This is a genomic window from Gottfriedia luciferensis (assembly GCF_002156865.1).
In the GTDB taxonomy this organism is placed as follows: Bacteria; Bacillota; Bacilli; order Bacillales; family Bacillaceae_G; genus Gottfriedia; species Gottfriedia luciferensis.
Map to the genome: position 1 here is coordinate 67,164 of NZ_NCTA01000013.1, position 11,759 is coordinate 78,922.

7 protein-coding genes are annotated in these 11,759 nt (G+C 32.1%); 1 reads left to right on the forward strand and 6 read right to left on the reverse strand.

Annotation, left to right across the window (positions count from 1 at the left end; translation table 11 throughout):
* Nucleotides 1-314: 314 nt before the first annotated feature.
* The 5 genes from B7R67_RS11185 to B7R67_RS11210 all read right to left on the reverse strand — a co-directional run bounded on the left by B7R67_RS11185 (nucleotide 315) and on the right by B7R67_RS11210 (nucleotide 9,792).
* On the reverse strand, nucleotides 315-2,186 hold the full coding sequence (locus B7R67_RS11185) for a hypothetical protein (protein WP_088070442.1): 1,872 nt from the start codon (nucleotides 2,184-2,186) through the stop codon (nucleotides 315-317).
* Entirely contained in the window at nucleotides 2,176-4,089 is a 1,914-nt protein-coding gene (locus B7R67_RS11190) for a hypothetical protein (RefSeq protein WP_142289545.1), read from the reverse strand. The genes B7R67_RS11185 and B7R67_RS11190 overlap by 11 nt, the downstream gene beginning before the upstream one ends.
* A gap of 194 nt (nucleotides 4,090-4,283) precedes the next feature.
* Nucleotides 4,284-6,416, reverse strand: coding sequence for a GNAT family N-acetyltransferase (locus B7R67_RS11195; protein WP_088070447.1), 2,133 nt, complete (start codon nucleotides 6,414-6,416; stop codon nucleotides 4,284-4,286).
* A 408-nt stretch (nucleotides 6,417-6,824) separates the two neighbouring features.
* Entirely contained in the window at nucleotides 6,825-8,303 is a 1,479-nt protein-coding gene (locus tag B7R67_RS11200; RefSeq protein ID WP_088070449.1) for an N-acetylmuramoyl-L-alanine amidase, read from the reverse strand.
* Nucleotides 8,304-8,862: 559 nt separating this feature from the next.
* Complete coding sequence (locus B7R67_RS11210) at nucleotides 8,863-9,792, reverse strand: DMT family transporter (RefSeq protein ID WP_088070453.1); 930 nt, start codon at nucleotides 9,790-9,792, stop codon at nucleotides 8,863-8,865.
* A gap of 138 nt (nucleotides 9,793-9,930) precedes the next feature.
* On the opposite strand from B7R67_RS11210, the gene pdxR reads away from it, so the two are divergent.
* A complete protein-coding gene (pdxR, locus tag B7R67_RS11215; protein WP_088070455.1) occupies nucleotides 9,931-11,364 on the forward strand; it encodes a MocR-like pyridoxine biosynthesis transcription factor PdxR in 1,434 nt (477 codons plus the stop codon).
* A gap of 60 nt (nucleotides 11,365-11,424) precedes the next feature.
* Here pdxR and B7R67_RS22385 read toward each other — a convergent pair.
* Nucleotides 11,425-11,759 (reverse strand): hypothetical protein (locus tag B7R67_RS22385; protein WP_208615647.1); only part of this gene is annotated, 335 nt, incomplete at its 5' end.

An 11,759-nucleotide genomic window follows, 5' to 3' on the forward strand; every position in this document is an offset into this window, starting at 1 on the left:
TTTATGACAAATTTTTCTTTAGTATAATTTTAACAACTATATTTTTTGTTACCCAAATGTTTTAATGAATTATTAATATATGGCTCTATTGTATGGTAAATTTTAGCTTTTGGCAACGCTTTCATTGTTAATTATGTATAAAATGTGAAATACAAGTTTTAACATAATTAGTTTTGTAATATAGATTTTTAAAAATATGTTGAGTTACAAAATAAAATCTGATTATTAATAAATATATAAATACAATCAAATAATATAAAAATAATGCCCTATGCCGTACTATTGGAATAGGGCATTTTAAACATGATAGATAACTAATTAATTTCAAACATCGTCTTTCTAATTATATCGATTAGTTCCCTTTCACCAACAAGTTCATAAAGATCTTCACCTTTTTTCTTTGGATAAAACTGAATATATGTTCCACATCCTGCTTCAAGTACTTTACGATGTACATTGCTTCCAGGATATAAACAAATAACTTCATTAATTGGCTTTCGAATAAAAGTTAATTTTCCATTTACTCGCTCAACATATTTTAATCCCCAGTATTTATACATTTGTTCCATCGCTTTAGTATTTCCTACTGGTTGATAGATATTAAACATTGGACTGTATTTGATTTCGAAAATAATTGATGCGACGTATTCTTTATTTTTTTTTCGGAAAAAATCTAATCTAATATCAGGCTTTTTTGATTCTTCACCACTAAAAAAATTTGTTCCCTTTAATAGTGATACTTGAGGGCTGCCTTCAATGATCTCATTGTAAACTAAATTAATTATCCAGTCCTTATTCTCAAGTGTGACAAATGCCCCATCCATTAATTCATCATCTTTAATGTGCATTAAAATCTGTTCTGCTAAAGGCTCTTTGTCGTTTTTAAATTTTAGTTTCATAAAAATATCACATAACGAGAAAAAAACAAAGTATTCATATAGTAAAAAAGTAGGTTTATAAACAGGTAAAAGCATTTGTTTTTTTCCGTACTCTTTTACTTTTTTATCAAATAGACTTAATGAATGGATAAAGTTTAAAAACACTTTTGAAGGACTTCCTGGATAGTTAGATGAATCTGTATCAGTTGCGACTCGAAATACACCAATTGTATATTCTCGGAAATAAACTTCATAAAGTTTTTCTAATGAATTTGTAATCCGTTCTTTTTCAATAACACTTTTTGTTAATTTTTCTAATTCAATCTCTTTTAATAGTTTTGATTGTCTATATTTTGCTTTTTCCCTATCCGTAATCGATCCATTTCCCACTACGTTTTGCATCATCTTCTCAATATCTTTTACTTGGTAATCGATTTGATCCATTTTATTTTTGTCTTTGACTAATTCATATTTTACAAATGTTAAAAGCGTTTCAATCGTCATGATAAATTTTCGCACTTTGTTTTTTGCGTATTTTATCTCATCTAAATAATTCTCTTCTTGCATGACAGGCTGCATCGTTAAATTAGTTGCGTTTGATATAGCCGGGTGCATTAAGTTCCATCTTATCGTATTAAAATCTAACTTCCTAACCTGCCTTTTTAATTCATATGTTTTTTTTTGTTTCCGTTTCAATTTACTAATAAATTGTTGAATTGCTACTAAGAGCCTCTCTTCATTTGATTCAATAAATCGAATAATAGGCCAAAAATACATTGTGCCATTTTGTGTCAATGATGCTGATGACTTTTTAAAGTATTGAGAATCATTCATAATTCCATTTATTTGTTGGTTTAATGATGAATGCATCCACTCTAATTGATCATACTCTAAGTTTTTAGGGATAATTTTTATCATTCCATAAAACCTTTGTTCTTGGTAAATAATACAAAACTCATAATATCCGCATCTCCAAGGATAAGCATTTTCAGTTTTGCCGTGTTCGTATATTAAAATTTTCCGATTTTCGGAAGTAAAGATAAATTGCTGATCATCTAGATTCTCTTGTTGAAAATGATATAGATTATTCCAAATAAAAGTTATTTTCCCATCAAATTCACCATCAACTTGAAATAAAAATCTTTTTAATTCTTGAATTTCATATGCAAAAAAATATGCTTCTTTTGGATTCATTGTTAGTGCATCTAGTGAAATTTTATCTTCTTTCCCTCTTGTACCTACAAGAATTGAAATCGTAAATGGAAGATAAAGTGGTTCAAAAACTTCTAGACCATCATTAGTTGACATAGCCATCGATCTCCAGTTGCTTCCTTTTCTTTTTCAATTCTTTAATTGAATTCTCAAAATCAGATATTGACCTTCCTAAATTTGATTTCATGATCATATTTAGGAATCCTTCTTGCTCATTCCCCTCACCTGTACCAATTAATTCCTCTAAGTTCGCAAATAATCCTCGAACTTTTGTTAAGACACGTTGTTTAACAAATAGATCAATAGCTTCCTTTCGTTCAAATTGAATATGTGAAGGTAAAGTTGGAATATTAGCTAAGTAATTTGATAAATCTTTGATCATCCGTGGTGAGATGATTCGTTCACTAAGTGACTGTTCTACAATATTATTAAACTCATCGAAAAACTTTAATTCATCGATCGTAAGCTCTGAAGAACTAATTGTTTTTTTAGTCCAATTATGAAATGTTTCTGCATTAATATAAACTTGAGGCACAGCTTCATATATATTTTCATTATTCATCTTATCTGCATAGTTAACAAACGAATTTGATCTAAGTGAAATGATGTTTACACGGTCTAATAATCTTAACGAAAACTCACTTGAAGTTTCATCAAAATTAACAGTTCCAACAAAAATGATGTTATTTCCGATTTTCACTTTCTGTTTGTAATATTGATTAATGACAACATTATGATCATGGAATAAAGTGATGACTCTTTTTTCTTGCGGCATTTCTAGAATTGATAAAAATTTACTAAACCAATGTTCAATTTGAGAAAGATTCATTTCATCAAAAATGACCATATACATCCTATGTGGAAATTGTTCAGCCTCAATCAGTAATTTTGTTAGTCCAGTTTCAGAGTCTATATAGATTCCTGTGGTCGGATTTAAGTATCCTAATAAATCATAATGCTCCCTATAAGATGGACTTATAGGAACAAATAATAATTCTTTCCCAAACTCTAAACCTAATGTTTCTCCATATATTCGAGCTAATTGAGATTTACCAGTTCCGCTGACTCCACCTAAAATCGTCAAAGCTTGAAATTTACAACAAATATGGAAATTAATTATATCTTTCTTTTCATATAACAAGCCCTGTTGCAGGCAATTTTGATAAAATCTTTCGATAAAAGCATTTTCAGAATCAGTACTCCATTCAATTGGGAAAGCCTGTTTTTCAGTAAAGTCTTGAGTATAAATTAATTCTTTACATTCTTTCTTAAAGTTTTTTTTCAATTCATCCCATTGCTTTTGCGGAATAAAATAAATCAAATGATTTAAATGAATAAAGGATTTTTTCAGTTCACTTTCATCGTAATCTTGAAAAGTAACTTCATTTTGTTTTTCTAAATAACTAATGTCATTCATCATCGACTTTAGAAATAAATTTCCATATAGTCGATTTTCATAAAATACAAATTCTGGTTGATCAAAGTCATTAAAGTATTTTGGTAAATGAATAGGTAATGACCCCTTAATCAAACGATTTTCGACTTCTTCTCTTTTCCCTTCACCTCTAAGTTCAATTACAGGTAAAAGTTGATAGAAAGTATCTCTTCTGCCGTCGAAAAACTCAACGATATCAGCTGTAATAACTTCATTTGCATATTCAAGACGAAACAGAACTACCTTTGAATCAAATATCTTTTTTAATTCATCAATTATTTCATCTTTTTTCTTACTTTTTATAAGAGGTTTTATTTTACTTTCATTGTTTTTATTTGCTGTTGTCCCTACAAATAAGACATCTTGAGTTGAAAAATTAGTTTTTAATTTTGCTGGAATTGGTGATAAACATTCAATGTAAAAACGTATATACTCATCATCTTCATAAAAAAGTAAGTTTTGCTTCTCTTGATCTACGACTCTTTCAGTAACGATTTTTCCGAGAAATAAGAAATTATGAATTTTTTTCGCTAATTTCTGGGTCAATGCGCGTTTTAATTTCAAAGTCATTTCCCCCACTTTCCGACATATCTCCTACATTTTACGTTCATTGTATGGAAATTATGAATAATGGGTCTTTTTTCAAGTTCAATCTAGATTAAAAAAATTCAAAATAAAAAAGCTTAAAGAATGAACGTGACCTTATTTGTTAGTTCCCTTTTAACAAGTAAGATGTAGTTAATCTCTAAGCGTTTGTTTTATATCATTAATTGATAATAAACGATATCTAGCCATTGGTTAAATTTTTGGCCAACTTTATAAAAATGGCCGACTTTTTTATAACCTAACTTTTGATGTAATCGTTCACTTACTTCATTTCCACTCGTAATACAAGAAATCATTGTGAAATGGCCTAATTTTTTTGCAGTTTCAATCATTTCGACCATTAATGCTTTAGCAAGTCCTTTGCGACGATGTTCAGGATGAATATAAACCGATAACTCTACAGTATTTTTATATGCGTCTTTTTCTTTAAATTGTGTAAGTGAACAATATCCAGTTACCACACCATTTTCTTTGGAAACAATGACAGGATATCGTTCAGAATGATTTTGAAACCATACTAACATTTCATCTTCTGTTTTAATTTCCGTGTCAAAAGTAGCAGTCGTGTTAAGAATCGCATCATTATAAATCATAACTATTTCTTTTACATCTTCTTTCGTTGCAAATGTTATCTCCATCATTCTTCCCCTTCTCAACTTTACTTCTATAATCATTTTACAATATACAAAACAATTCTCGTAAGTTTTTATTGATTTCCTCAAAGTAATTTCTCCACTTTTATTCCTTTTCTGCTTTCCTGCCTTTCCCGCCTTTCCCGCCTTCCTGCCCTTCCTACCTTTCCTGCTCTTCCTGCCCTTCCTACCTTCCCTGCTCTTCCTGCCTTTCCTACCTTTCCTGCTCTTCCTGCCCTTCCTGCTCTTCCTACCTTTCCTGCTCTTCCTGCCCTTCCTACCTTTCCTGCTCTCCATCTCTTCCTGCTCTCCTGCTCTTCCTGCTCTTCCTGCTCTTCCTGCATTCCCTGCTCTATCCGCTCTTCCTGCATTCCCTGTTCTTTCCGCTCTTCCTGCATTCCCTGTTCTTTCCGCTCTTCCTGCATTCCCTGTTCTTTCCGCTCTTCCTGCATTCCCTGCTCTTCCTGTTCTTCCCGCATTCCCTGCTCTTCCCGCATTCCCTGCTCTTCCTGCTCTTCCTGCCCTTTCTTCCCTATCTCCTTTTTCCTCAATTAAATTGATTCGTTTAATTGAAAGATTAAGCTCCTTTTCAATTATTCTTATCTCTTGAAAGTCCTTAGGAGTAACAAATGTAATAGCTGTTCCTGTATCACCTGCACGACCTGTTCTTCCAATACGATGTACGTAGCTCTCTGTATCTAGAGGTATATCATAATTATATACATGTGTAACCCCTTCTACATCAATCCCTCTAGCTGCTACATCAGTTGCGACAAGATATTGTATTTTCGCTTCACGGAATAACTTCATCACTTTTTCACGTTTTCCTTGTGTTAAATCACCATGGAGTTCTTCTGATAACAAGCCTTTTCCTTTTAGTTGCTCATTTAACTTATTGGCTCTTCTCTTAGTTCGACAAAATATGATTGCTAGAAATGGTTCTGTTTCTTTTATTTGATTCAGTAACGCATTTAATTTTCCACGATCAGTAGTTTCAATAATTAATTGTTCAATTTCATCTAGTGTTATTCTTTTAGCTTTTACTTTTATAATTTCTGGTTTTTTCATATAACGCTTCGCAAGTGACTGTATTTGATCTGGCATTGTTGCAGAAAATAGTAATGTTTGTCTTGTTGAAGGTGTTTGATTAATAATATCTTCTACTTCATGCAAAAATCCGATATGTAGCATTTGATCCGCTTCATCTAATACTAAAAAGTCAACTTTGTCTAAATTGATTGTCCCTCTTCTTAAATGGTCCAATAGTCTACCAGGTGTTGCAATGATTAAATGCGCCCCACCTTTAAGCTTACGTGCTTGCTGTTCAACATCTTGCCCACCATAAACAGCTAATACACCAAAATCATCACTAACAATTCTTCTAGCCTCAGCTGTAATTTGTATAGCTAATTCTCTTGTAGGGGCAACTACTAATGCTTGAGTATGGGGTAATTCCAAATTAATTTTTTCAAGGATTGGAAATAGGAATGCAAAAGTTTTACCTGTTCCTGTCTGTGCTTGACCAATTAAATCCTTACCTTCAAATACAATTGGAATTGCTTTTTCTTGAATCGGTGTCGGTTCATTAATGCCTAACTCGGTTAGATACTCAGTTAATTCTTCACTTAAACCTAAATTAGAAAATTTATTCATTTATTTTTACCTAGCTTTCTATTTATTATCATTAAAATAATAATGGGTGTTTCATATTTTTCTCAAAAATGACTAATTCATTGTATCACAACGTTTATTAATCTTTTAGGCTCTAACAAAAAGAATGTTAATTTCCGTTACAGGATGCGAGTTTTCTTGAGCATATGCTTTCCCTAATTCCCCTGCTCTTTCCTGCTCTTTCCTGCCCTTTCCTTCTCACACCCTTCACTCCAATCAATGTCTAAAAAAATTATCTTATTCAACACACTTAGCAAGATCACTTTATCATTATTAACCGCATCAAGTTATTGTTCTCAAACTTTTGAGAAATTAATCCATTCCAACCACTAAAAAAAGGATGCTCATAAGTCTGGATAAGTGACTTACGAGCATCCTCTTTACTACTTATTAATTAATATAATAAGAATCTACGTTATAACCTTGGGTATTTAAATAATCTAAAATGCCAAGGTAAATACCTTTTGCTGCTTCTTTTTGCCAAGTTGCACTACTTAACTTTACATTATCTGCTGGATTATCAACATAACCTAACTCTGTTAAAATTGAGGCCATGGTTGATTCACGAATTACTTGGAAGTTTCCGCTTTTAGTACCACGGTCTTTCAGCTTTAACTTTTCTACAAGTCTCTTTTGAATCGAATCAGCAAGCGTCATACTATCTTGCAATTTCGTTGGTGAATTATTTGGTGAAGTTTTTGATTCACCGTAATAATAAGTTTCAGTTCCATTTCCAGTATGTGAAGCTGTTGCATTTATATGAATACTAATATATGCATTTGCATTCTTGGATTTTGCAAAATTAACACGCTGAGTTAAGGTAGGATATACATCTGACTCACGTGTAAAATAGGACTTAATAGGTAGCTTAACTAAAAATCCTTTTAAGTACTGTGAAACGTTTAATACAATCATACTTTCTTTGTATACGGCTCCAGTACTCGTCTTAAATGATGTTCCTGGGTCAGTTCCTCCATGCCCTGGATCAATAACTAAAATAAAATTTTCCAGGTCCATATCCTCACTATTAATTTGTTGGATATATTTTGCACTTACCCATCCAGTAATGGTTCCAATTGTTATTTGATACCATCCATCTTTTTCATCTTTAATTGTAACAACAGTTCCGTTTGTTATGGTTTTAATCGACTGATATGTCGCTGCTGGCCCTGTTCTTACATTTAAAACTGAGGTCGTTACTTTACCACTTTTATTCGAATTACTAGGTGGCTTCGTATTCCCACTTGGTGGAGTCGTAGTAGGCGGCTTCGTATTCCCACTAGGCGGATTTGTTGTAGGCGGCTTCGTATTTCCACTAGGCGGACTTGTTGTAGGCGGCTTCGTTGTAGTACTATTCGTTTGTTTCACATACGTTGAGCTGACCCATCCATATCCTTTACTAGTATTAATTTTGTACCAAGTACCATTCTTTTCAACAACGGATACTTTTGTTCCCTTTTTTAATGCAAGAATTACTTTACCCGAAGTATTGGGGCTTGTCCTAACATTTAAAGAAGCTGCTGTTATTTCACCTGATAATAACACTTTAGGGGTAGTCGAAGTTGCGGTATTTACTATTTTAATATAATCATCTGATGCCCAACCTGATTTATTATTAAATTTAGTCTTATACCAACCATTTTTCTTTTCAAGAATCGGTAGCTTATTCCCTTTTTTTAATGTCAATACTTTACCATAGGCAGTACTTGGCCCAGTTCTCATATTTAAAGTTGATGCAGTAACTTCTCCTGTTTGCGTCGTAGCAGCTTTACTACTAGTGCCCCCTATAAGAGAAAAAAATAGACTACTTGTTATTAATGACAAGATCATCACTACTTTAAATACATAATTCCTTAGCTTCAAATACACCTTGCAATCCCCCCTTTACTTTTTGGTTATTGGATCTGTTAAAGTTAACGATATATTTGTTAAAGTGAACCTTGAAAAAATCCACGAATCTCCTCCTTTAAAGACGAGGTATTGAAAGTACGTCTTACTATTTACGAAAGAGGAGGCTCTGAGGTTCATCAGCATAAAAATGAGCTAATTTTAACAAACAAAGCATTCATTATAACAGAACCTTATTCTAAAAAATAGTGTCCTATATATATATCGGTAATGATTAACAATTTTTTTTACAAATTTTGACGATTTTTTAGCAAAATAAGTCATTTATCACAATTTTTTAGCAAGTTTCTATTATTTACCCTATGAAAAAGGTTAATTTATTGCCTAAGAAGATTAGAAAAAGAAATGACGCCATTAGATTTTAAGAGCCAATCTTTCAACCATGGGGTTACAAAGAATTCTGCCTAAAAGATCCAGATGGTTATATATGGGCGTTTGTCCAAAAACCAAGCTAAATGTTAAGGGGGCAATCTCAAATAGAGACGCCCCCTTATCTTTATATATAATATCTACACTTCCATTACTTTGAAACATTCACTTCTTTTTTTAATAGATTTCCTTGCTTTTTATACAACATAAACGTTGACCAATTTGCAATGAATACACCAGATAATATCAAAATACCACCAATTGCCATGATTGCTTTAATCGGTTCATCAATTACTAAATAGCCTAATACGCTTGCAATCAATGGTGATACATATAGCCATGTTGAAGGAAATACAGGATTCGTTTTGGCTAATAACCAGCTATATAATCCATGTCCCCCAATTGATCCGATAAAAACTAAATATAAAATTGGCCATTGAGCATCCCAAGAAGCTAAAACAGTCAGATCTGGTTTTTCAAATAAAAACGAAAATAATAGAAGAAAAATGCCACCGAATAACATTTGAAACGCATTTATTAAAAATGGTGATACTTCACTATACTCAGTTAAGACTTCTTTCGATTTAATTGAACCAAATCCATAAAAAGCTTCTCCAATTAAAACTGCAATACACGATAACACCCATAAATATGAGATATGTTGGCTAAGTCCAGGTAAACAAACAAATATTACTCCTGTAAATGCCATCAACAATGCGATGAGTTGTTTGCGTTCAATTCCTTTACGATTCCCTTTTAACTGAAAGAGTAAAATCATCATTGGTCCAGTTGCTGAAAGAACCGCAGCTAAACCTGACGTTATATACTGTTCAGCCCAATAAAGAGTTGCAAAGGTCATAAAGGTTAAACAAAAACCAATATACATAATTCTTTTTGAAAAAATAAATCTCTTTATATTTTCTCCTTTAAGAAGAAAATATAAAATAACCAATAAGCCTGCTAAAGTAAATCGTACCCCAGCAGAAAATAAAGGCGAAATACCAGATTCAATTCCAAATTTAATTGCTAGGAAAGTCGTTCCGAAAATAATACAAATAAAAATATAATTAATAATAATCATTTCATCACCCCTTTGATATGGGTATTATATTAAAAGCAGTGTATAACAGTATAATAGAGTGTATAACAGTTACATACTTTCTCGTTGACTATTTATCTATTTTTCATTAACTTAAAATCAAAAACAAATGGTGAAAATATGAAAATTCAAATTCACAAAAAATCAGCTGTCCCTTTCTATTTACAAGTTGGTAACCAGATTGCAGGAAGTATTCAAAGCGGTCTTCTTTTGCCGGATGAAAAATTACCATCATTACGTTTATTAGCAGATGAACTCTCAATAAGTGTATTAACAGTTAGAAAAGCATATAAATGGCTAGAGAAAAATGGGTATGCCATTGTAAAGCCAGGAAAAGGAGTTTTTATAAAAAAGAAAATAAATAAAACATCTCAAACAGAAATTGGCTCTAATTGGCAACAGTCTTTAGGTATCAATGTTGTTAGATCTCAATATTTAATAACTAGGGAACAAGTAAAATATGATTTTTCAAAAGCGGTTGTCTATCCACGTCTACTTCCAAATAAATTTTTAGCGGAAGAAATACAAAAACTCTTAAAAGATGATGCCTCTATTTTAACGACATATGGTCCTGTTCAAGGAGATTTTGAATTACGAGAAGAGATTACTAAACATTTGTATGAATTCCAAAAAATAAAATGTACTACTGAAAATCTAGTGATTACGAGCGGTGTGCAACAAGGAATTGACTTAGTGGCACAAGCATTATTAAAGCCAGGTGATTCAATTGTTGTAGAAAGTCCATGCTATGGTGGGGCACTTGATATTTTTATTAATAAAGGAATTCATATTATCCCAGTTGAGATGGATAAGGAAGGAATTCGTTCAGATTTACTTGAGGATGTATGCGTAAAATTCACTCCAAAGTTAATCTACGTTAATCCAGCATTTCAAAATCCAACTGGAATCTCGATGAGTAATGATCGGAGAAATGAACTAATTGAATTAGCACAACAATACAGTTTTTTTATCCTTGAGGATGATTCATTTAGTGATATTTATTTTGAAGAAGCCATTAACTATTTACCTATTAAGTATTATGATAAATTAAATCATGTTATTTATATTAAAGGGTTTAGTAAAACTTTAGCACCCGGTGTTAGGATTGCAGCATTGTTAGCAAATGGACCAATACTTGACTGGTTAATCGCAGTAAAAGCTTCCATGGATGTAGGTAGTCCATTACTAACTCAAAAGGCTATATTACCATTTTTACGTTCAGACCGAATGCGTAATCACGTTGAAAAATTAAGAACAGCTCTACAAATTCGTCGCGATACAAGCGTTGACATACTTTCCACACTTAATGAAAAACTTCAATTTAAGATTCCTAACGGAGGATTCAATTTGTGGCTTAATTTTCAAGATCATAATCTAGATATTTTCGAGTTATTAAGAAAAGCAAATAATGATAATATCTCATTTTTACCTGGTGTTGCTTGTTATATTAATCCAACTGATGTTTCCTCATTTCGAATCAGTTACTCCCTAGTAAGCGAAAAAGATTTATCTGATGGATTAGAAAAATTGAGAGATATTATAAAGAATATGTAGGCACTTACAATCAATCAATTTAGAAGGGAATCTTCTAATTAAATACTTAAATTTAATCGATTAAACTAATAGTAATCGCTTTGACTTTCCCTGGAATGGTGGATTATTCTCATTTTGGAGTTTATCAAAGGATTCAAAATTAAAAAATGAAATACAGATGCTATAGTGCGATAACTTGGTATGTGAGAACATTAAAAATGAACCATCTATTAAAATTGATGGTTCATTCACGCTGTTGAAAAATAATCTTGTCAAATAATTGCTAGAATTTCGTAAAGGAAGTTGAGCGATGTTCATTTCCACTACAGGATGCTCGCTTTCCATGGGGCGAAACCTGAGCCTCCTCGGCAAGCCTGCGGGGTCTTTAGCCTTTCCGCATTTCCCATAGGAGTCGA